Here is a 21,055-nt window from a genome sequence, read left to right as displayed (position 1 = left end):
GCTTTTCGTGGGAGGCCCGACCTCGGGGCGAGGCTTTTGGCTAAAAAAAAAGCGGGCTATCAAGCCCGCCTTCTTGTTACCCGCCTACCGATCAGTCTTCGCGATAGCGGCGCAGCTTGAGCTGTTTGCCACCGACGCGAGTGTCCTTGAGCTTGCCGAGCAGGCGATCGAGGCCATCTTCAGGCAGTTCGACCAGGCTGAAGCTGTCGCGCACCTGGATGCGGCCGATGGCTTCGCGGGCCAGGCCGCCTTCGTTGAGGATGGCGCCGAGCAGGTTGCGGGCGGCGATGCCGTCGCGCGCACCCAGCGGCGTACGGCAGCGGGCACGACCTTCGGCCAGCGGCATCGGCGCACGGCGCTCGCGGTCACCGCTGCGCTCCGAACGATCGGAGCGCTCACGCGGGCCACCGACCGGCACCAGCGGCTGCTCTTTTTCCACCTCGGCCAGGGTCAGCGCCTGGCCATTGGTGGCCTTGCGCAGCAGTGCGGCGGCCAGGGCGCGCGGGCTGCAGCCAATGTCGGCGACGAGCTTGTCGAGCAGTTCGCCATGGCTGGTTTCAGCATCGGCCACCAGCGGCGCGAGGCTGTTGGTGAGCTTCTTGATACGCGCATCCAGCACCTGCTGGGCGTTGGGCAGGCGCGCCTCGGCGACCTTCTGGTTGGTCACGCGCTCGATGACCTGCAGCATGCGGCGCTCGCGCGGGGTGACCAGCAGCAGGGCGCGGCCTTCACGGCCGGCGCGGCCGGTACGGCCGATACGATGCACGTAGGATTCCGGATCGTAGGGCATGTCCACGTTGAATACGTGGGTGATGCGTGCCACGTCCAGGCCGCGAGCGGCGACGTCGGTAGCGACGACGATGTCCAGGCGGCCATCCTTGAGCGATTCGATGACGCGCTCACGCTGGTTCTGGGCGATGTCACCGTTCAGCGCGGCGGCCTTGTAGCCCTTGGCTTCCAACGCCGCAGCCAGGTCCAGGGTGGCCTGCTTGGTGCGCACGAAGGCGATCAGCGCGTCGAAGTCCTCGACTTCCAGCAGGCGCAGCACGGCCGGGATCTTCTGGTCGGCATGCACCATCAGGTGTGCCTGCTCGATGCGGGCGACGGTCTGGGTCTTGGCCGCGATCTTGATGTGCTGCGGCTCGCGCAGGTGCTTTTCGGCAATGGCGCGGATGGAGTGCGGCAGCGTGGCGGAGAACAGCACGCTCTGGCGGCTCTCGGGCATGGCCTCGAAGATCACTTCCAGGTCGTCCATGAAGCCCAGCTTGAGCATTTCGTCGGCTTCGTCGAGCACCAGGAACTGGATGGTCGACAGCAGCGTGCTGTTGCGGCTCAGGTGATCGACCAGGCGGCCCGGGGTGGCAACGATGATCTGCGCGCCCTGGCGAATGGCCTTGAGCTGCGGGCCCATCGGCGCGCCACCGTAGATGGCGACGACGCCAACGCCGGGCAGCAGCTTGGAGTAGGTTTCGAAGGCCGTGGCGACCTGCAGGGCCAGCTCGCGGGTCGGCGCGAGGATCAGCGCCTGCGGCTCGCGCCGGGCGGGGTCGATCTTCGACAGGATCGGCAGCGCGAAGGCGGCGGTCTTGCCGGTACCGGTCTGGGCCTGGCCGATCATGTCGTGGCCACCGAGGATCACCGGGATCGCCTGGGCCTGGATGGGGGATGGTTCTTCGTAGCCGACTGCGCTGATGGCAGCCAGAACAGCGGAGTGAATACCGAGTGCGGCGAAGCCGCCGATTTCCTGGGTCATGGGTCTTGTCTCTGATGCTCCGCAAGACCCATTGTTCCGAAGCTGCGCATGCCGTGCAAAACCCGAAGGTCACCCTGGCAGCCTGGTCGGCGGGGTTGCGAAAACGTATGGATGATGAATCGTCAAGGATAGCCCGCTCGAAGCGGACAGCAGCCGAAGCGGTGCTTCGTGTATTGCAGTACCTGAACGCAGGCTGGGTTTCAGCCGGCGCGTACTATACCGGAATAACGTGAGCCTGTGCGCGTATTTTGCATATGCGACTGTAAGCACTGCTTTGGCTCCTCGGGCAGGCCTCGCGGCCTGCTATCGCCGCGGGGGCGCGCCTCCCACAGGGGGCTGTGCGGGACTTGTTGCTTTTGTGGGAGGCCCGACCTCGGGGCGATGCTTTTGCTTTTTGAGGCAGGCCTCGCGGCCTGCTATCGCCGCGGGGGCGCGCCTCCCACAGGGGGCTGTGCGGGACTTGTTGCTTTTGTGGGAGGCCCGACCTCGGGGCGATGCTTTTGGTTTTTGAGGCAGGCCTCGCGGCCTGCTATCGCCGCGGGGGCGCGCCTCCCACAGGGGGGCTGTGCAGGACTTGTTGCTTTTGTGGGAGGCCCGACCTCGGGGCGATGCTTTTGCTTTTTGAGGCAGGCCTCGCGGCCTGCTATCGCCGCGGGGGCGCGCCTCCCACAGGGGGCTGTGCAGGACTTGTTGCTTTTGTGGGAGGCCCGACCTCGGGGCGAGGCTTTTGGTCTTCTGGCAGCCCTCGTGGCCTGCGCCTCCCACAGGGGACTGTGCGGGGCTCGCTGCTTTTGTGGGAGGCCCGACCTCGGGGCGATGCTTTTGGCTTTTTAGGCAGGCCTCGCGGCCTGCTATCGCCGCGGGGGCGCGCCTCCCACAGGAGGTTCAGAGTGCACCGGCTGCTTTCGTGGGAGGCCCGACCTCGGGGCGATGCTTTTGAGCCTCGGGCAGTCCTGCGGCCTGCTATCGCCGCGAGGGCGCGCCTCCCACAGGGGCTGTGCGGGGCTTGTTGCTTTTATGGGAGGCCCGACCTCGGGGCGATGCTTATGGCTTTTGAGGCAGCCTCCCACAGATCCGGGGTTATTCAGGCAGCCTCGCCGTTGACGGCGCTGACGCGGAAACGCCCTACCAGTTGATGCAGTTTGCCGGCGGTGTGCCGGACCCGCTCGGCGCTGTCCTGCAGCACGCCCAGCGTCTGGCCCATTTCGCTGGAAGCCTGGTCGACGCCGCGAATGGTCTGGCCGTAGTGCAGGCTGCGTTCGTTCAGCTGCTTGATGATGTCGAACATGCGCTCGACGGTTCGATGCAGGTGCACGTTCTCCGAGGAGGCCTCTTCGGTCAGGCGCAAGCTGCTGTCGACGTTCTGCACGCCCCCCTCCATGAAGGACACCGCCTGGCGGGTCTCGGCCTGCAGGCTTTCGACCTTGTGCCGGATATCCTCGGCCGCCTTGGCGGTGCGCTGGGCCAGCGAGCGCACCTCGCCGGCGACCACGGCGAAACCGCGACCATGGTCGCCGGCGCGGGCGGCCTCGATCGCGGCATTCAGCGCCAGCAGGTTGGTCTGGGTGGTGATGTCGCTGATCAGGCCGACGATCTCGTCGATCTCGCCCATACGGCTGTCGAGCAACTGCACGCTCTGGGCGGAACGCTGCACCACGTCGCGGATGGATTCGGTGCCTTCGCGCACGGTGTCGAAACGTTCGCGGGCGCGGCTCATCACCTCGTCCATGGCAGCCTTCATTTCCTCGGCCGTCATCGACGCCTGCTGGATTTCGCCCAGTTGCTCCTCCACCAGCAGCAACAGCTGGTGGATCGATTCGGCGACGTCGCTGGTGGTCTGCCCCGCTTCGCTGCTGCGCGCGAGCATCAGCTCGTTGTCCTGACGGACATGCTTCGAGACCTGGATGACCTGGCCGACCACGCCATCCAGGCTGTCGATGAAGCTGTTGATCCAGCGGCCCATGTCCCCCGTCTCGTCACGCTGCATGGTGCTGGTGTCGACGCGCTGGCGCAGGTTGCCCTCGCCTTCGGCCAGGGTCCGGATCACCTCGGTCATTTCCTGCATCCGCGCCGCCAGCCGCCGCGGACCGAACGAGGCGAAGGACCAGGCACCGAGTACCAGCAGCAGGCCATTGAGCCCGTACTGCAGCGTTTGCGACAGGCCGCTAAACGCCTGCAGCAGGCTGCCCATGAGGAACAGCGTGGTCACGGTGAGCAGATAGGTCTTCATCAACCCCACGCTCAGCGAGCGGCGCCGATAGACCTCCTCCAGATCGGCTTCGCACATCATGCCCCAGCGATCCGGCGAGCCCTGCAGCTGGAAGGTGACGCCCTTGCCGATGACCGGAATATGCCGGTAATCGGAATAACCGGGATAGGTGACGAACAGGTTCGAGCCCTTGGCGATGGTCTCGCGCACGCCCGGGTGCAGCTGGCCGGTGGCCGGATCGGTGAAACGCAGCTCCAGCTCGGTGTGCTGCTGCACGCGCACCGTGCCCCAGCGGGTGTGCACGCCGTTCTTGAGGTTCTCGCCGTGGCTGAAGGTGGAATCCTCGAAGCGCGAGCGCGACAGGGCCGTGCCGGGCTGGATGGCGCTGTCGAAACGCGACTCGACCATGAACAGGTAGTTGTCGCCCGATTCGGGATAGACGTGCCCGGCCTCGCGCTGGATCAGGTCGCCGAGCACATCGTTGGGCACCCGCGCGCAGACGCAACCGAGGGTTTTCCCAGCCACCTGCACGGGCTGGTAGAACATCAGTGTCACCGCATCGTGGAAGCGCGAGGTGGTCGCGCCCAGGCGCTGGGTCAGCGGATCGCGATAAGGGCCATGCAGGAACGGCCTGAGCAGGCCCTGCGCCACGGCCTTGCCGTCGAGGTCCTGTTGCCCGACATGGGCGGCACAAGTGGAGGCCAGCACCCGGCCCTGCGGGTCGATGACGAACAGCTCGGACAGGTCCGGCAGCTGGATGCGCTTCTTCTCCAGGGTGTCGACGTCGACATGCGCGAGGCTCTCGCCCAGACTGTCGGCCAGGTCGGCGAGATGGTCCCAATGGGCGCCCACCCAGTTCTGCAGGATCCGCGCGCGGGATTGCGCGACGCCTTCGAAGACCTGCTCGATGACCGGATACACACCGCGATTCAGCCAGCATGACCAACGCATCGCCAGCTTGCCGGTCCCGCCGAACCAGGGGAGCCAAGCGCGCTCACGGGCGGAGAGGTGCATCTGTTTGCTTTGAAGATGGGTCACGGGCGATTCCTTACTGCCGACAAACATACTGGCCAAGTGCAATTAGCAGACCAGTGCAGCAGCCGTGCACCAATAATTTCCACGCGCAGCGCAATAGCCTTCGCGTCAGTGAAATCGTCCGTGCCGGGAAAAACAGAAAGCATCGCCCCGAGGGCGGGGCTCCCACAAAAACCACCAGCTCCACCAAACCCCGTGGGAGGCGCGCCCTCGCGGCGATTGCAGGCCGCAGGACTGCCTAAAAGACCAAAAGCATCGCCCGAGGGCGGGGCTCCCACAAAAGCCGCCAGCTCCACCAAACCCCGTGGGAGGCGCGCCCTCGCGGCGATTGCAGGCCACAGGACTGCCTAAAAGACCAAAAGCATCGCCCGAGGGCGGGGCTCCCACAAAAACCACCAACTCCACCAAACCCGGTGGGAGGCGCGCCCTCGCGGCGATAGCAGGCCGTAGGACTGCCGTCGGCCAAATCCTTATCAAATAGACGACGGCCTTATAGCGCGCACCAATTCGGAACACATGAAAGTCAACCGGCAGCAGACGCGCACCATTAGAGCGCAACACTCAGCTGGCTGGTCGCAGCGCGCCAATCAGCGAGTCGAGTGAATAGCCCAGGCACGGCGCCAGCGCTTCCGCGCGCCGGCGCAACCCGATCTCGTCCAGGTCCTGCTCGAGATCCGCCGGCACCAGCAGCACCACGTTGCCCTCCTTCACCGGGCATTCCCAGTAATGCCGGTGATACAGCCCACGTAGCAGCGCGGCGCCCAGCGGCTTGTCGTCGGAGGTGCCCCACTGGTTGATGACCAGCCAGCCGCCCGGGTTGAGCTTTTCCTGGCAGCGCTTGAGAAAACTCCAGGCCAGGTGGGCGGCGTCCGGCCCGGCATCGTTGTACAGGTCGACGAAGATCAGGTCGGAACGCTCGGCGGTCTCCAGCAGTTCGGCGGCGTCGCCGATGCGGATATACAGTCGCGGGTCGTTCTGCAGCCCCAGGTAGCGCATCGCCAACTCCGGCACCGCCGGGCGCAGCTCGATGACCTCGATATCCTCCAGGGGCAGGAACCGCAGGCAGGCCTGGGTCAGGTTGCCCGCCCCCAGGCCGAGGAACAACGCCGTCTCCGGCGCAGGGTGGCAGAGGCCACCCAGCAGCATGGCGCGGGTGTAGTCGTACTCCAGCCAGCTGGGGTCGGCCGTGAATACGCAGCTCTGCTCGACGGCCGCGCCGAATTCGAGAAAGCGGTAGTCGCCGACCTGCAAGACGCGAATCAGCCCGAACTCGTCGCGCACCTCGGCCAGCAGTTGCTCCTCTCGCTCCATCAAGACTCTCCGAAAATGGGCCCGGCTCCGCGATACCGGCAAGGGCGCATCTTAACAGGCCGATAGGTCATCGCTATCGGCGGCGCCAGAGCGCTTCGGGTAAAATCACCGCACTTTCTCGGAAATGGAACGGCCATGAACCACGCCTGGAGCCCCGCGAGCTGGAGAGACAAACCGATTCAGCAACAGCCTGAATATCCTGACGCCGCACATCTCGAGCACGTCGAGAAGACCCTCGCCGGTCTGCCGCCGCTGGTCTTCGCCGGGGAGGCGCGTGCGCTGCGCCGGCAATTCGCCGAGGTCACCCAGGGCCGTGCCTTCCTGCTGCAGGGTGGCGACTGCGCGGAGAGCTTCGCCGAGTTCTCGGCCACCAAGATTCGCGACACCTTCAAGGTGCTGCTGCAGATGGCCATCGTGATGACCTTCGCCGCCGGCTGCCCGGTGGTGAAGGTCGGGCGCATGGCCGGGCAGTTCGCCAAGCCGCGCTCGGCCGGCGACGAAACCATCGATGGCGTGACCCTGCCCGCCTACCGTGGCGATATCGTCAACGGCATCGACTTCAATGGCAAAAGCCGCGTGCCGGACCCGGAGCGCCTGCTGCAGGCCTACCACCAGTCCACCGCCAGCCTCAACCTGCTGCGCGCTTTCGCCCAGGGCGGTTTCGCCGACCTGCACCAGGTCCATCAGTGGAACCTGGATTTCATCGCCAATTCGCTCTTGGCCGAGAAATACCACCAGCTCGGCGCACGCATCGACGAGACGCTGCGCTTCATGCGTGCCTGCGGCCTGGACGGCGCGCCGCAATTGCGCGAGACCAGTTTCTTCACCGCCCATGAAGCCCTGCTGCTCAACTACGAACAGGCCTTCGTTCGCCAGGACAGCCTCAGCGGCGGCTGGTACGACTGCTCCGCGCATATGCTCTGGATCGGCGATCGCACCCGTCAGCTGGACGGCGCCCATGTGGAATTCCTGCGCGGCGTGGGCAACCCCATCGGCGTCAAGGTCGGCCCGAGCATGGACAGCGAAGAGCTGATCCGCCTGATCGACATCCTCAACCCGGAGAACGACCCGGGCCGCCTCAACCTGATCGTGCGCATGGGCGCCGACAAGGTGGAAGCCGGTCTGCCGCGCCTCGTGCGCGCGGTGCAGAACGAAGGCCGCCAGGTGCTGTGGAGTTCCGACCCGATGCACGGCAACACCATGAAGGCCTCCAGCGGCTACAAGACGCGGGATTTCGAGCGGGTACTGGCCGAAGTGCGGCAGTTCTTCGACGTGCACCGCGCCGAGGGCAGCTATCCGGGCGGCATCCACATCGAAATGACCGGGCAGAACGTCACCGAATGCATCGGCGGCTCGCGACCGATCACCGAAGCCAGCCTCAGCGATCGCTACCACACCCATTGCGACCCCCGGCTCAATGCCGATCAATCGCTGGAGATGGCTTTCATGATCGCCGAGACGCTGAAGCAATTGCGACCGAGCTGAAAAGCGCCGCCACCCCTCGTAGGGTGGATAACGCCGCCCTGCGGCTTATCCACCACGGGCCCAGCATGCCAATCAGACCAGACGACAGAAGGCCGACACGACGACGGGCCCTGCTGTCTAACCTTGCATTCCGGTTCGATGAAGCGGCCTTGAATAGCGCGCTAACAATTAGCAACAGCATTAATTCGTCAGCTAACTAATGACTGCTAGAATGCGCGCCGCGTTGGTCCGGCGCCCCTAACATCCTCTCGCGGCCGGGCCATGGTATAGAGGAAAACACGCCGTATGACCGACTCACCACAGAATAAAGGAGCCGCCCTGGCGGCCTCCATCGGCCTGATTCTCGGGCCACTGCTCTTGCTGTTGTGCATCCTCACCGACCCGCCGGCCGGTCTTTCGGAAACCGCCTGGCTGACGGTCGGCATGGCGGCACTGATGGCCGTCTGGTGGTCGACCGAAGCGATTCCGATCCCGGCCACTTCCTTGTTGCCGATTCTGCTGATCCCGATCCTGGGCATCGACACCCTGGCCAAGGCCACCGCCCCCTACGCCAATCCGACGATCTTCCTGTTCCTCGGTGGCTTCCTGCTCGGGCTGGCGATGCAACGCTGGAACCTGCACAAGCGCATCGCCCTGGCGACACTGCTGGCGGTGGGCAATGCACCGAGCCGGCAGGTCGCCGGATTCATGATCGCCACCGCCTTCATCAGCATGTGGGTGAGCAACACCGCCACCAGCATCATGATGCTGCCGATCGGCCTGTCGGTAATCAGCCTGCTGGTGGCGGGCAGCGACGAACGTGAAAGCGAGCGCTTCGCCGTCGCCCTGCTGCTCGGCATCGCCTACGCCGCCAGCGTCGGCGGTATCGCCACGCTGATCGGTACGCCGCCCAACGCGCTGCTGGCGGCCTTCCTGCGCGAGAACTACGACGTGCATATTGGCTTCGGTCAGTGGATGCTGCTCGGCCTGCCGGTCAGCATCGGCATGCTGCTGTTCATCTGGTGGTGGCTGACGCGCAGCGGCTTCACGTTGTCCGGCGGCGACAGCCGCGCCATGCTGGAAAAGGAAATGGCCGCGCTCGGGCCAATGTCCAAGGCCGAGAAGATGGTCGCGGTGGTGTTCGCCCTGGCCGCACTGGCCTGGATCTTCCAGCCGCTGCTGGCCAGCCATGTCGACGGCGTGAACGACACCAGCATCGCCATGGCGGCCGCGCTGTCGCTGTTCCTGATTCCGGTGAACCTGCGCCAGCGGGTCTTCCTGATGGATTGGGAACAGGCCAACAAGGCGCCCTGGGGCGTGCTGCTGCTGTTCGGCGGTGGCCTGTCGCTGGCCGGCGTGATCGGCGCGTCCGGCCTGGCCCAGTGGATCGCGCAGAACCTGGGTGCCTTCGGCGTGCTGCCGCTGATCCTGATGATCGGCCTGGTGGCGCTGGTGATCACCTTCCTCACCGAGATCACCTCCAATACCGCGACCGCCGCCGCCTTTCTGCCGCTGCTGGGGGCGCTGGCCGTCGCCCAGGGATTGCCTCCGGAAATGCTCGCGATTCCCGCCGCCATCGCCGCCAGTTGCGCCTTCATGATGCCGGTCGCGACGCCGCCGAACGCCATCGTCTTCGGCACCGGACAGATGCATATCCAGTCGATGATCAAGGCAGGATTTGCCATCAACCTGTTCGGTGTGGTGCTGGTAACCCTGCTCAGCTACCTGCTGATCGGCTGGATCTGGGTGAATTGAGCGCCGAGGCACAAGGTGCGACATGCACTGCCGGGGCGGCCTGAAAAGCATCGCCCCGAGGTCGGGCCTCCCACAAAAGCAGCAAGCCCCACCAAACCTGTGGGAGGCGCGCCCCCGCGGCGATAGCAGGCCGCGAGACCTGCCTCAAAAGCCAAAAGCATCGCCCCGTGGTCGGGCCTCCCACAAAAGCAACAAGCCCCACCAAACCTGTGGGAGGCGCGACCTCGCGGCGATTGCAGGCCGCGAGGCCTGCCTCAAAAGCCAAAAGCATCGCCCCGTGGTCGGGCCTCCCACAAAAGCAGCGAGCCCCACCAAACCTGTGGGAGGCGCGACCTCGCGACGATAGCAGGCCGCGAGGCCTGCCTCAAAAGCCAAAAGCATCGCCCCGTGGTCGGGCCTCCCACAAAAGCAACAAGCCCCACCAAACCTGTGGGAGGCGCGCCCTCGCGGCGATAGCAGGCCGCGAGGCCTGCCTCAAAAGCCAAAAGCATCGCCCCGTGGTCGGGCCTCCCACAAAAGCAGCAAGCCCCACCAAACCTGTGGCGCGCCCCCGCGGCGACTGCAGGCCGTAGGGCCTGCTACCGGCAAACCGTTACCGAGTGACTGAAGCGCCCCGGCAGCGGTCGCTGGATTAGCGGCGAAGCATGAGCACCCACCAAAGAAAAGCCCGGCATTAGGCCGGGCTTTTCTTTGTCAGTCTGCGAAACGGCTATCAGGCCTTGACGCGGGACTTGTACTCGCCGGTGCGGGTGTCGATCTCGATCGAGTCGCCAATTTCGCAGAAGGCGGAAACCTGCAGTTCGGCGCCGTTCTTCAGGCGGGCGGTCTTCATGACCTTGCCGGAAGTATCGCCACGCACGGACGGCTCGGTGTAGACGATTTCACGAACGATGGTGGTCGGCAGTTCGACCGAGATCACCTTGTCGTTGTAGAACACGGCTTCACAGACGTCGGTCATGCCGTCCTCGATGAAGGTCATCACGCCTTCGAGGTCGCCCTTCTCGATTTCGTACTGGTTGAACTCGTCGTCCATGAAGACGTACAGCGGGTCGGCGAAGTAGGAGTAGGTCACTTCCTTGCGCTCGAGAATTACCGGCTCCAGCTTGTCGTCGGCCTTGTACACGGTCTCGGTAGCGGAACCGTTGAGCAGGTTCTTCAGCTTCATCTTGACCACGGCACTGTTGCGGCCGGACTTGTTGAACTCGGCTTTCTGGATGACCCAGGGTGCGCCGTTGATGATGGCCACCTGGCCGGCACGGAACTCTTGTGCGGTTTTCATACGAATATCCGAAATGGAATGTGAGACAAAAAAACAGGCCGCGTATCATAGCCAATCTGTGTAAAAAAACACCAGCTTTCCGGCCAGATCGCCATTGGCGACCTGCCTGTGCGTCCAGGCTTCGGCATGCTCGAGCAATGCCGGATATTGGCCCAGCAAGGCCCTCCAGGCCTCGCCCGCCCCCTCCCCCGCATTCCAGGCGCGCCAGAAATCGCGCAGCGCGGTATTGCCCGCAGGCGCCAGGTCGTGGGTATAGAGGTCGAGGAAAGCATCGAGCTTGTCCCAGTGGGCGTCGTCTTCCTGAGGATAGATATGCCACACGAGCGGCCGCCCGGCCCACTGCGCACGGATGAAGGACTCCTCGCCACGTACGGCGTTGAAGTCGCAGCTCCATAACAGCAGGTCGTATTCGTCCTGGGTCATGAACGGCACGACCACCACCTGCAGGCTGCCGCGCTGATGATGGTCACCCACTCGCAGCGCCGGCACGTCCAACCAGGCGGCGACATCACCCAGCACCCGCCCCTCCGGCACCAGCAACTGGTTGGCACGGGCATCGTCCGCCAGGGCATTCAGCCAACCGGCCACCGCCGGATTCTCGTAGGCGAACAGCGAGAGCAGGCGCGCGCCGGGCTGACGCACCACGCCAAGCGTGGCGAGAAAATCCGCCTGGTGCGCGGCATCGCCCTGGTAAGCCGCGCGGCGCAGCAACAGATCGGCTTCGCGGATGAGGCCGCCGGTTTGCGCCTCGAAGCCGGGGAAGAAGAAATACTTCTGCAAGCCATTGGCCTGCAGCGAGGGCAAGGCATGGCAGCCGACGATCCAGTCCTCGGCGCTGAGGTATTCGAGGTTGAGCCAGAGAATGCGCCGCCCGCTCGCGGCCATGGCATTTATATAAGGCCGTGGCAGTTCGCAGGCGAACGCCTCGATGACCACGTCGGCAGGCTCCGCGCCAGGCCACTCCCTGGGCCAGCGCCGCACCTCCACCCCCTGATGCATCTGCTGCTCGGCATTGGCGCTGGCGGCAGGACAAAGCCGGGCAAAGGTCTCCAGGTCGTCCACCCACAGCCGTACCCGTTGCCCATGCTCGGCCACCAGCTGGCGCGCCAGACGCCAGGTCACGCCGATGTCGCCGAAGTTGTCCACGACGGCGCAGAAAATGTCCCAGCTTGCTTTGACAGACAAAACCCATGCTCCTTGAACGAGGTATCCCGGCCATTGCTGGCCGCGGGAATGCTTGCGCAGGATACAGGTTACCGGCCGGCCTTTTGGTATGCGGTCGCCGCAGACATGCCGTGGCAGGCACATGCATTCGCCGGAGCCCCGTCGGGAACCCGTGCGGCCGGAAACGAAGATAAAGGAGAGAAAAACAGAAGGTCGTTATGGAGGTGAACCCTACCAGCCACACCCCGGCACACAATGTCACCGCTGCGGCTGCTCCCTTCCGGGCCTGACCGGGTTCACGGCTGATCGTTGCGGGGGGACCGGCAGGGCCCACCATAACAAACCCGCCTGGTGGCGAGCGGCGCCATTGTACCGGCTTATCAGCAACTTACAACCATCGGTTGAGAACACGCTCGTGCTCGAAAAGCGGCAAGATGATTGCAGTGTATTTGCTGGGCGGGCACAAGGTTGACCGCCGACTACCGCCGGTCAGCAATATCGGCATCCGGGCACCCATTCGCCACATTGCGTCGAATCGGCCCTAGCCAAAGCCAGCAGTCTGTTCGAGGATGAAAGTAGATCGATAGCATCGAACGCTTGTCATGAAATTATGCTGCGCGACGCCGAACGGCCTGCGCAGTCGATGGCACCAGCATACGAGGTAATCATGAGCAAGGCTCCAATCGCCATCATCGGTACCGGTATCGCCGGGCTTTGCGCGGCCCGAACCCTCCATGACGCCGGACAGCCCGTGCATCTGTTCGACAAGAGTCGCGGCAGTGGCGGCCGCATGGCCAGCAAGCGCAGCGAGGCCGGCTCGCTCGACATGGGCACGCAATATTTCACCACCCGCGACCGCCGCTTCACCGAGGTCGTACGCCAGTGGCAGGCCGAAGGCTGGGCCGAACAATGGTCGCCCAACCTGTTCCAGGCCCGCGACGGCCAGCTGTCTCCCTCCGCCGACGAACAGGTGCGCTGGGTCGGCACCCCGACCATGGGGGCGATCGCCCATGGCTTGCTCGGCGAGCTGCCGGTCACCTTCAGTTGCCGCATCACCGAGGTTTTCCGGGGCGAGGAATACTGGACCCTGGTCGATGCCAGCGGGGCCAGCCACGGACCGTTCAGCCAGGTGATCATCGCCGTTCCCGCGCCGCAGGCCGCGGCACTGCTGGCCACCGCCCCCAAGCTGGCCGCCGTGGCCGCCAGCGTGGCGATGGAACCGACCTGGGCGGTCGCCCTGGGCTTCGCCACGCCGCTGAGCACCACGCTGGAAGCCTGTTTCGTGCAGGACGATGCGCTGGACTGGATCGCCCGCGACCGCAGCAAGCCAGGACGCGACGGTGTCCTCGACAGCTGGGTATTGCACGCCACCAGCAGTTGGAGCCGCCAGCATCTGGATCTTTCCAAGGAAGCCGTCTCCGAACACCTGCATGGCGCCTTCGCCGAGCTGATCGACTGCGTGGTCCCGGCACCGGAATTCACCCTGGCGCATCGCTGGCTGTATGCCCGGCCAACCCAGGCGCACGAATGGAGCGCCCTGGCCGACGCGCGGCTGGGCCTGTACGCATGTGGCGACTGGTGCCTGTCCGGTCGCGTGGAAGGCGCCTGGCTCAGCGGCCAGGAAGCCGCACGCAAGCTGCTGGAGAATCTCTGAGCGAGGGCGGCGGGCAGCACGCCCGCTTCGGGTCTTCCCGTCGATGGCTGCCGGGCGCGATAGCCAGGTGCTATCATCGCGCGCTTCCAAGCATCGCCATGAAACGGAGTTTCGATGAATCCTTCAACCCTGATCGGCATTATCGCGAGCATCGGGCTGTTGACCGTCGTGATGCTGTTCGCCGCGGAAGATCCATCACTGTTCATCGACCTGCCCAGCCTCGGCATCGTCCTGGTCGGCACCCTGGCCGCGACGTTCATCAGCTACCCGCTGCGGGAGGTCATGCGGGTGTTCGGGCTGATCTGGACCGTGCTACGCAACGAGCGGCTGTACACCCGCCAGGACCTCGAAGAACTGGTGCAGATTTCCCGGCTGTGGATCAGCGGCGACCTTCAGGCGGTCGAGCGCGCAGTGGAAAAGGTCAGCAATCCGTTCCTGCGCACCGGGGTGCAATTGGTGATCGACAACACCCCGGAAGAGGACATCCTCGACCTGCTGCAATGGCGCATCGCCCGGCTGCGCGCGCGGGAGAACGCCGAAGCGCAACTGTTCCGCGCCATGGCCAGCTATGCCCCGGCGTTCGGCATGATCGGCACCCTGGTCGGGCTGATCAACCTGATGTTCATGCTCGGCAGCGGTGACATGGAGCTGATCGGCCGCAGCCTCGCCGTGGCCCTGATGACCACCTTCTACGGCGTGCTGCTGGCCAACCTGATCCTCAAGCCCGTGGCGGTGAAACTCGAGCGCCGCACCGAACAGCGCGTCGCGCTGATGAATCTGGTGATGCAGGGCATCTCGATGATGTGCAACCGCCGCAGCCCGGCGTACATGCGCGAGACGCTGAAGTCCTTCATCGCCCACCACGATGACGAGATCCGCGACGGCAGCAACGGCGCCGCGCAGCGCATCAAGCCGCAGGACGCCTGAGATGAACGGCCAGGCGTCGCAGGGCGGCCACTTCGCCAAGTGGCATATCGAACCGCGCCAGGAAGAGGAACAGGAAGCCTGGCTGCTGACCTATCTCGACATGCTCACCCTGCTGCTGGTGATGCTGGTGGTCATGCTCGCCCTGGCCGGCAAGGGCGACGGCCAGAGCAACCAGCCCGCCGCCACCGACAGCATCGTCCAGACCTTCGGCGACATTTCACTGGAACCGGCGACACCGACCCAGCCGATCCCGCCGATCGTCGCCGAGGCAGCGATGAATACGCCGGCCGAAGCGGATACGCACGATACGCCGACGATGGACCTGGGAAAGGATATCGAGGTGATCGTCAACGATGGCAGCATCAGCTTTCGCATCAGCAGCGAGATTCTCTTCGGCTCTGGCCAGGCCGAGCTGGAAAATGCCGGCCTGGACGTGATCGACCGCCTGATTCCAACCCTGGCGGCGAACCATTACCGGATCCTCGTCGAGGGCCACACCGACAACCTGCCGATCCAGACCGAGCGTTTCCCATCCAACTGGGAGCTCTCGGCCAGCCGCGCCAGCAGCGTGGTGCGCTACCTGCAGCTCGCCGGCATCGACGCGACGCGCATGAGCGCCACCGGCTACGCCGACACCCGGCCGCTCGGCGACAATGCCAGCGACCAGGGCCGTGCCAGCAACCGTCGCGTCGAGTTGATCATGCAAACCCAACCGGACAAGCCGTAAGCGGAAGCTTGAAGCCAAAAGCATCGCCCCGGGGTCGGGCCTCCCACGAAAAGCACTTGGCGACACCGAACCCGTGGGAGGCGCGACCTCGCGGCGATTGCTGGCCGCAGGCCTACCAGAAGAGCCAAAAGCATCGCCCCGGGGTCGGGCCTCCCACGAAAAGCAGCTGGCGACACCGAACCCGTGGGAGGCGCGACCTCGCGGCGACTGCTGGCCGCGGGCCTGCCAGAAGATCCAAAAGCATCGCCCCGGGGTCGGGCCCCACGAAAAGCAGTTGGCGACACCGAACCCGTGGGAGGCGCGACCTCGCGGCGACTGCTGGCCGCAGGCCTGCCAGAAGTTCCAGAAGCATCGCCCGGGGGCGGGCCCCACGAAAAGCAGTTAGCGACACCGAACCCGTGGGAGGCGCGACCTCGCGGCGACTGCTGGCCGCAGGCCTGCCAGAAGCCCCGCCAGCGCACCGTCAGCCCAGCGCGGTATCCAGGAACATCATCACCGCGAACCCCACCATCAGGCCCAGCGTGGCAGGCGTCTGGTGACCGTTGCGGTGGGTTTCCGGGATGACTTCATGGGATACCACGAAGATCATCGCACCCGCCGCCAACCCCAGGCTGACCGGATAGGCGACGGCAAAACCGCTGGACATGCCAATCCCCACCAGCGCACCAACCGGCTCCATGAGCCCGGATGCCGCGGCCACCAGTGCCGAAGCCAGCGCGGACAGGCCGGTGGTCCGCAGCGCCAGCGCAACCGCCAGCCCTTCCGGGATGTCCTGGAGGGAAATGGCGGTGGTCAGCGGCAGCCCGACGCTCATGTCGCCATTGGCGAAGCTCACACCGATCGCCATCCCCTCCGGGATGTTGTGCAGGGCGATTGCCAGCACGAACAGCCATACTCGGTTGAGCCGCTCGCAGTCAGGGCCGCAAGGGCCGGTGCTCGCATGCTCGTGCGGGGTGAAATAATCCAGGCCGAGCATCAGCAGCACGCCGATTCCGAGCCCGACCACCACGGTCAAGGCCGCCGCCGGACCGTTGCCGAAGATCTCGCGACCGGCTTCCAGGCCGGGCAGAATCAGCGAGAACGCACTGGCCGCCAGCATCATGCCGGCAGCGAAGCCGAGCATGCTGTCCTGGGTGCGCGTGGAAATGTTGCGCAGGCCAATGGCCAGGAAAGCGCCGACGGTCGTGGCGATAAAACCGGCACTGCCACCCAGCATCGCATAGCGGATGTTGCCTGCCTGAGCGCCCTGGAAGGCGCTGACGCTGCCGACGACGAGCAACAGCACGACGATCAATGCCGTTGCAGCCAGCCCCAGGGCGATCCCGGGATAGGTCTGCGCCTGGGCGAGCCAGGCGGAGCGCAGGTTGACGACAGGACTTTGAGCGGTAGTAGCCATGGGTCGGGATCCGGAAAGCGGGCCACCATTGTACCCCGCCGCCGGCCAGGCCGAAGCTATGGCCCCGATAGATCGGAGCCATGGCCAGGCTCGCCGGCCCAACCGCGACGAAATGCCCACGCTGTACCATTGCCGAGTGTTTGTTCGTAAGCTTGAAAGCGTGTCGATGGCCGTCACGGGCCGTATCAGGGAGTGGTCCGTCTTGCCTGCCGCCAAATCTTTCCGCTCGCTGCTGTTGCTCGCCCTGCCGTTAGCGCTCGGTGCCTGGCTGCTCTGGCACCGCTGGCAGGGCCCCGAGCTGCCCGGCTATCGGCTGGAGGCACGGCCGCTGGTGCAGCGCGTGGTCGCCAGCGGCGAGGTCGACCACCTGTCGATCGCCCAGGTCGGCAGTGAGCTCACCGGTGTCGTCGCCATGCGGCATGTTCGCGAAGGTGACGCGGTGAAGGCCGGCGACCTGCTGCTGGAATTGCGTGACGAGGAACCGCGCGCCCGCCTCGGTGAAGCCGAAGCCGCCCTGCGCCAGCTGGCCGAATCCAGCCGGCCACAAGCCGAGGCGACCCTGCGTGATGCGCAGAGCGACTTCGAACAGGCCACGCGCGAACTGAAGCGGCGCGAAACGCTGTTCGAGCGCAAGCTGCTGGCCTCCGAGGCGCTCGAGCAGGCCCGACGAGCCGAACTGGCCGCGCGCGTGGTACGGGACCGCGCGCGCCTCGCTGCGGCCGCGCTGGCCGCTGGCGGCAGCGAGGAGCAGGTGTTGCGCCAGCGCCTGGAAGCAGCCCGCGCCGCGCTGGCGAAAACCCGTATTCATGCCCAGGTCGACGGCATCGTGCAGACACGCAACGTCGAGCCTGGCGACCTGGTCCAGCCGGGCCGCACGCTCCTGGAAATCGCCCGCTCGGGCAGCAGCGAGATCCTGCTGCCGCTGGACGAGAAGAACCTGGCGCCGGTCGAACTGGGGCAAGCGGCGCGGATCATCGCCGATGCCTACCCCGATCGCCTGCTGGAGGCCCGGGTCAGCTTCATCGCCCCCAGCGTCGATACATCACGCGGCACCATCGATGTCCATCTCGACCTGCTCGAGCCGGCCGACTTCCTGCGCCAAGGGATGACCGTCTCGGTGAATATCGAGACCGGCCGCCGCGACCGGGCGCTGGTGCTGCCCAACGACGCCTTGCGTGCGCGCAATGGCCAACGGGCCCAGGTGTTGCGCGTGCGCGACGGCATGGCCGAGCGCGTGGATATCCGCCTGGGCCTGCTCGGCACTGCGCTGAGCGAGGTGGTGGACGGCCTGCGGGCCGGTGACCGGGTGCTGATCGGCGAAGCTGAGGATGGCCAGCGGGTGCGCATGCGCGAGCAGCCGATTCCCAGCGGCATCCAGGACTGAACCCGATGCGCCTGGCCGATTCGCTGTGGACCGAATGGAAGATCGCACTGCGCTTCCTGCTGGACAATCGCATGCAGACCCTGCTGATCATCTTCGGCATCGCCGTCGGCTCGGCCGTGATCGTCTTCATCACCGCCCTGATCACCGGCCTGCAGGCCAACGTGATCGAGCGCACCCTGGGTACCCAGGCGCACATTCGTATTCTCCCGCCCGATGAGGTCAACCGGACGTTGCCGACGGACGGCGAGACGCTTGCACTCGTGCTGGAAAGCCCGCGCGCGCAGCGCCTGCGCTCGATCATCAACTGGCAGGATGTACGCGACGTTCTCGACGAGGACCCGCAGATCCTCGCCGTATCGCCGGTGGTCAGCGGCCCGGCGCTGGCCCGCCGCGGCGTTGCACGTGCCTCGGTGGCACTGCTCGGCATCGACCCGCAGCGCTATCAGCGCATCATTCCCCTGGCCCGGGACCTGATCGACGGCCGGTTGCTGGTCGGCGCCAGCCATGCGGTGATCGGCAAGGAGCTGGCCCGGGACCTGGGACTCGGCATCGGCGACAAGCTGCGCCTGGATGCCGGCGAGGGCCGCGAAGCGGTTGTCGACATCTCCGGCATCTTCGAACTGGGCGTACGCGAACTGGATGCGCGCTATGTATACCTCGACCTGAAACAGGCGCAGACGCTGCTCGACCTGCCCGGCGGCATCACCGTCATCGACACGACCGTGGCCGAAATCTTCCAGGCCGACCGCATCGCCCGGCGCCTGGCGCGGCTCACCGGCCTGCGCGCGGAAAGCTGGATGGAAACCAACGGCCAGTTGCTCAATGCCCTCAGCTCGCAGAGCATGACCACCGAGATGATCCGCGTATTCGTCGGCATCTCGGTGGCCTTCGGTATCGCCAGCGTGCTGGCGGTGAGCGTGGTCCAGCGAACCCGCGAGATCGGCATCCTGCGCGCCATGGGCAGCCCGCGCGGGCAGATCCTGCGGGTTTTCCTGCTGCAGGGCGGCCTGCTCGGGCTCCTCGGCTCGACCTGCGGAAGCGCCGCCGGCTGGGGGCTGGTGCAGGTCTTCAATACCCTGGGGCCAGGCTTGTTCTACATTCCCGTCGACCCGAGGCTGGTACCGCTGGCAATGCTGGTGGCGACCATCACCGGGGTCCTGGCCGCGGCGCTGCCGGCGCGGCGGGCAGCCCGTTACGACCCGGCGGTGGCGATCCGCTATGTCTGAATCCATTCCCTTCCAGGATGCCACCGAAGTACTGCGCCTGGATCAGGTGCGCAAGACGTTCAACACCGGCACCCCGCTGGAAACCGAGGTGCTGCACGGCATCGACCTGCGCCTGTGTCGCGGCGAGCTGGCCGCCCTGGTCGGCCCGTCCGGCTCCGGCAAGAGCACCCTGCTCAATATCATCGGCCTGCTCGACACGCCCAGCGCCGGCGAGCTGTATCTGCTCGGCCAGCCGACTCGCAACGGCGACGATGCGACACGCACCCACTTGCGCAACCAGGCCATCGGCTTCGTCTTCCAGTTCCATCACCTGATCTCCGCGTTCAGCGTGCTGGAGAACGTGCTGATGCCGTTGATGATCCGCCACGGCAAGCCTTCCGGCGACGACGTCGAACGGGCCCGCAACCTGCTCGAAGAAGTCGGCCTGGGCCCCTTCGCCGACAAGAAGCCGACCCAGATCTCCGGCGGCCAGCAACAGCGCGTCGCCATCGCCCGGGCACTGGTCACCCGCCCGCCGCTGCTGCTGGCCGACGAGCCGACCGGCAATCTCGACAGCCGCACGGCGCAAAGCGTGTTCGAGCTGTTCCACCGCATCAACGCCCAGTTCGGTTGCGCGGTGCTGGTGGTGACCCATGACCCGCGGCTGGCCGCCGATTGCGCACGTACCATTCAGTTGGTGGATGGCCGCATCGTCAGCGACGAAAGCAACCCGGCCGGAACCTGAATCCTCCCGCGCGCCATTCGCCCTCCCTGGTGGAGCGGTCGGCGAAGTGGTTCGGCATCGCTAATAACTATAAATTCTAAGCATATAACCAAAATCAGAGCTAAGATCGACTTGGAGCATACCCCCATGGGTATTAAACCCACCGACCAAGGAGTCGCCCATGAACGCCCATGTTGAAGCCTTCTTCGATCCCGCGACCTTCACCTATAGCTATGTGGTGAGCGATCCCGAAACACGCCAGTGCGCGCTGATCGACTCGGTGCTGGACTATGATCCGGCGTCCGGCCGCACATCCCATGCGACCGCCGAACGCCTGGTCGACTACGTGCGCCAGCATGACCTCAAGGTGCAATGGCTGCTGGAAACCCACGTCCATGCCGACCACCTGAGCGCCGCACCGTACCTGAAGCAACGGCTGGGCGGCCAGTTGGCCATCGGCGACCAGGTCACCGTGGTGCAGGACACCTTCGGCAAGCTGTTCAATGCCGGTGCCGGCTTCGCCACCGACGGGCGCCAGTTCGATCACCTGTTCCACGACGGCGATACCTTCCAGGTCGGCAGCGTCCAGGCGCGCGCCATCCACACCCCGGGCCATACGCCAGCCTGCATGACCTATGTGATCGGCGATGCCGCCTTCGTCGGCGACACCCTGTTCATGCCCGACTACGGCACCGCCCGCTGCGATTTCCCTGGCGGCGATGCGCGCACGCTGTACCGGTCGATCCAGAAACTGTTCGCGCTGCCGGACGAGACGCGTGTGTTCATGTGCCACGACTACAAGGCACCCGGCCGCGAGGAGTTCCTCTACGAAACCAGCATCGCAGCCGAACGCGAACACAACGTGCACGTACACGGCGGCATCGACGAAGAGCGCTTCGTCGCCATGCGCACCGCCCGGGACGCCACGCTGGCGATGCCTACCCTGATCCTGCCCTCGGTGCAGGTCAACATGCGCGGCGGTGAACTGCCCGAGCCGGAGAGCAATGGCATGCGCTATCTGAAGATCCCCCTGGACGTGCTGTAAACCCACTGAGTGGAGGATGTCCC

At 65.6% G+C, this 21,055-nt stretch carries 15 protein-coding genes and 1 other RNA gene; 9 read left to right on the top strand and 7 right to left on the bottom strand.

Going from position 1 to position 21,055, the window contains the following annotated elements; translation table 11 throughout:
• Positions 1-91: 91 nt before the first annotated feature.
• The 3 genes from CXK94_RS05900 to CXK94_RS05890 all read right to left on the bottom strand — a co-directional run bounded on the left by CXK94_RS05900 (position 92) and on the right by CXK94_RS05890 (position 6,308).
• A complete protein-coding gene (locus CXK94_RS05900; RefSeq protein ID WP_102893607.1) occupies positions 92-1,753 on the bottom strand; it encodes a DEAD/DEAH box helicase in 1,662 nt (553 codons plus the stop codon).
• 1,084 nt (positions 1,754-2,837) lie between these two features.
• Entirely contained in the window at positions 2,838-5,000 is a 2,163-nt protein-coding gene (locus CXK94_RS05895) for a methyl-accepting chemotaxis protein (RefSeq protein ID WP_102893606.1), read from the bottom strand.
• A 558-nt stretch (positions 5,001-5,558) separates the two neighbouring features.
• Positions 5,559-6,308 (bottom strand): spermidine synthase, encoded by a 750-nt coding sequence (locus CXK94_RS05890; RefSeq protein ID WP_102893605.1) that lies wholly within the window; start codon positions 6,306-6,308, stop codon positions 5,559-5,561.
• A gap of 135 nt (positions 6,309-6,443) precedes the next feature.
• Between CXK94_RS05890 and CXK94_RS05885 the strand changes: the two genes are divergently transcribed.
• Together CXK94_RS05885 and CXK94_RS05880 are read left to right on the top strand one after the other, a co-directional pair.
• Positions 6,444-7,793: a class II 3-deoxy-7-phosphoheptulonate synthase gene (locus CXK94_RS05885; protein WP_037044742.1), complete on the top strand. Its 1,350-nt coding sequence runs from the start codon at positions 6,444-6,446 to the stop codon at positions 7,791-7,793.
• 285 nt (positions 7,794-8,078) lie between these two features.
• A complete protein-coding gene (locus CXK94_RS05880; RefSeq protein WP_037044744.1) occupies positions 8,079-9,527 on the top strand; it encodes an SLC13 family permease in 1,449 nt (482 codons plus the stop codon).
• A gap of 712 nt (positions 9,528-10,239) precedes the next feature.
• On the opposite strand, the gene efp is transcribed toward CXK94_RS05880, so the two are convergent.
• The 3 genes from efp to ffs all read right to left on the bottom strand — a co-directional run bounded on the left by efp (position 10,240) and on the right by ffs (position 12,296).
• Positions 10,240-10,806 carry an elongation factor P gene (gene efp / locus CXK94_RS05875; protein ID WP_037045080.1) on the bottom strand — a complete coding sequence of 189 codons (567 nt, stop codon included), beginning with the start codon at positions 10,804-10,806 and terminating at the stop codon, positions 10,240-10,242.
• 45 nt (positions 10,807-10,851) lie between these two features.
• Positions 10,852-11,991, bottom strand: a complete 1,140-nt coding sequence (gene earP, locus CXK94_RS05870; RefSeq protein WP_102893604.1) for an elongation factor P maturation arginine rhamnosyltransferase EarP — start codon at positions 11,989-11,991, stop codon at positions 10,852-10,854.
• A 208-nt stretch (positions 11,992-12,199) separates the two neighbouring features.
• Positions 12,200-12,296: signal recognition particle sRNA small type (gene ffs / locus CXK94_RS05865), an RNA gene on the bottom strand.
• A 341-nt stretch (positions 12,297-12,637) separates the two neighbouring features.
• Here ffs and CXK94_RS05860 point away from each other — a divergent pair.
• From CXK94_RS05860 to CXK94_RS05850, 3 genes are all read left to right on the top strand, one after another.
• Complete coding sequence (locus CXK94_RS05860) at positions 12,638-13,624, top strand: NAD(P)/FAD-dependent oxidoreductase (RefSeq protein ID WP_037045081.1); 987 nt, start codon at positions 12,638-12,640, stop codon at positions 13,622-13,624.
• 114 nt (positions 13,625-13,738) lie between these two features.
• Entirely contained in the window at positions 13,739-14,551 is an 813-nt protein-coding gene (locus CXK94_RS05855; RefSeq protein ID WP_102893603.1) for a motility protein A, read from the top strand.
• Position 14,552: 1 nt separating this feature from the next.
• Complete coding sequence (locus tag CXK94_RS05850; RefSeq protein WP_102893602.1) at positions 14,553-15,278, top strand: OmpA/MotB family protein; 726 nt, start codon at positions 14,553-14,555, stop codon at positions 15,276-15,278.
• Between the two features lie 463 nt (positions 15,279-15,741).
• On the opposite strand, the gene CXK94_RS05845 is transcribed toward CXK94_RS05850, so the two are convergent.
• Positions 15,742-16,674, bottom strand: a complete 933-nt coding sequence (locus CXK94_RS05845) for a ZIP family metal transporter (RefSeq protein ID WP_102893601.1) — start codon at positions 16,672-16,674, stop codon at positions 15,742-15,744.
• A gap of 202 nt (positions 16,675-16,876) precedes the next feature.
• Between CXK94_RS05845 and CXK94_RS05840 the strand changes: the two genes are divergently transcribed.
• From CXK94_RS05840 to CXK94_RS05825, 4 genes are all read left to right on the top strand, one after another.
• Positions 16,877-18,058 carry an efflux RND transporter periplasmic adaptor subunit gene (locus CXK94_RS05840; RefSeq protein ID WP_102893600.1) on the top strand — a complete coding sequence of 394 codons (1,182 nt, stop codon included), beginning with the start codon at positions 16,877-16,879 and terminating at the stop codon, positions 18,056-18,058.
• A gap of 5 nt (positions 18,059-18,063) precedes the next feature.
• The gene (locus CXK94_RS05835; RefSeq protein ID WP_102893599.1) at positions 18,064-19,284 is read left to right on the top strand and encodes an ABC transporter permease; all 1,221 of its coding nucleotides are present in this window, start codon (positions 18,064-18,066) and stop codon (positions 19,282-19,284) included.
• Positions 19,277-20,008 (top strand): ABC transporter ATP-binding protein, encoded by a 732-nt coding sequence (locus tag CXK94_RS05830; protein WP_037043892.1) that lies wholly within the window; start codon positions 19,277-19,279, stop codon positions 20,006-20,008. The genes CXK94_RS05835 and CXK94_RS05830 overlap by 8 nt, the downstream gene beginning before the upstream one ends.
• Before the next feature lie 160 nt (positions 20,009-20,168).
• Positions 20,169-21,032, top strand: a complete 864-nt coding sequence (locus tag CXK94_RS05825; RefSeq protein ID WP_037043890.1) for an MBL fold metallo-hydrolase — start codon at positions 20,169-20,171, stop codon at positions 21,030-21,032.
• Positions 21,033-21,055: the final 23 nt, after the last annotated feature.

Source organism: Stutzerimonas stutzeri (assembly GCF_002890915.1).
In the GTDB taxonomy this organism is placed as follows: domain Bacteria; phylum Pseudomonadota; class Gammaproteobacteria; order Pseudomonadales; family Pseudomonadaceae; genus Stutzerimonas; species Stutzerimonas stutzeri_AF.
Note: the sequence above shows the minus strand (reverse complement) of the source record. Positions and strands in the feature narration are given on the sequence as shown.

Excerpts from the sequence above, each read along its gene's own strand:
- CXK94_RS05900 (WP_102893607.1), bottom strand. The coding sequence starts at position 1,753 with ATGACCCAGGAAATCGGCGGCTTCGCCGCACTCGGTATTCACTCCGCT.
- CXK94_RS05890 (WP_102893605.1), bottom strand. The coding sequence starts at position 6,308 with ATGGAGCGAGAGGAGCAACTGCTGGCCGAGGTGCGCGACGAGTTCGGG.
- CXK94_RS05885 (WP_037044742.1), top strand. The coding sequence starts at position 6,444 with ATGAACCACGCCTGGAGCCCCGCGAGCTGGAGAGACAAACCGATTCAG.
- CXK94_RS05880 (WP_037044744.1), top strand. The coding sequence starts at position 8,079 with ATGACCGACTCACCACAGAATAAAGGAGCCGCCCTGGCGGCCTCCATC.
- efp (WP_037045080.1), bottom strand. The coding sequence starts at position 10,806 with ATGAAAACCGCACAAGAGTTCCGTGCCGGCCAGGTGGCCATCATCAAC.
- CXK94_RS05860 (WP_037045081.1), top strand. The coding sequence starts at position 12,638 with ATGAGCAAGGCTCCAATCGCCATCATCGGTACCGGTATCGCCGGGCTT.
- CXK94_RS05855 (WP_102893603.1), top strand. The coding sequence starts at position 13,739 with ATGAATCCTTCAACCCTGATCGGCATTATCGCGAGCATCGGGCTGTTG.
- CXK94_RS05850 (WP_102893602.1), top strand. The coding sequence starts at position 14,553 with ATGAACGGCCAGGCGTCGCAGGGCGGCCACTTCGCCAAGTGGCATATC.
- CXK94_RS05845 (WP_102893601.1), bottom strand. The coding sequence starts at position 16,674 with ATGGCTACTACCGCTCAAAGTCCTGTCGTCAACCTGCGCTCCGCCTGG.
- CXK94_RS05835 (WP_102893599.1), top strand. The coding sequence starts at position 18,064 with ATGCGCCTGGCCGATTCGCTGTGGACCGAATGGAAGATCGCACTGCGC.
- CXK94_RS05830 (WP_037043892.1), top strand. The coding sequence starts at position 19,277 with ATGTCTGAATCCATTCCCTTCCAGGATGCCACCGAAGTACTGCGCCTG.
- CXK94_RS05825 (WP_037043890.1), top strand. The coding sequence starts at position 20,169 with ATGAACGCCCATGTTGAAGCCTTCTTCGATCCCGCGACCTTCACCTAT.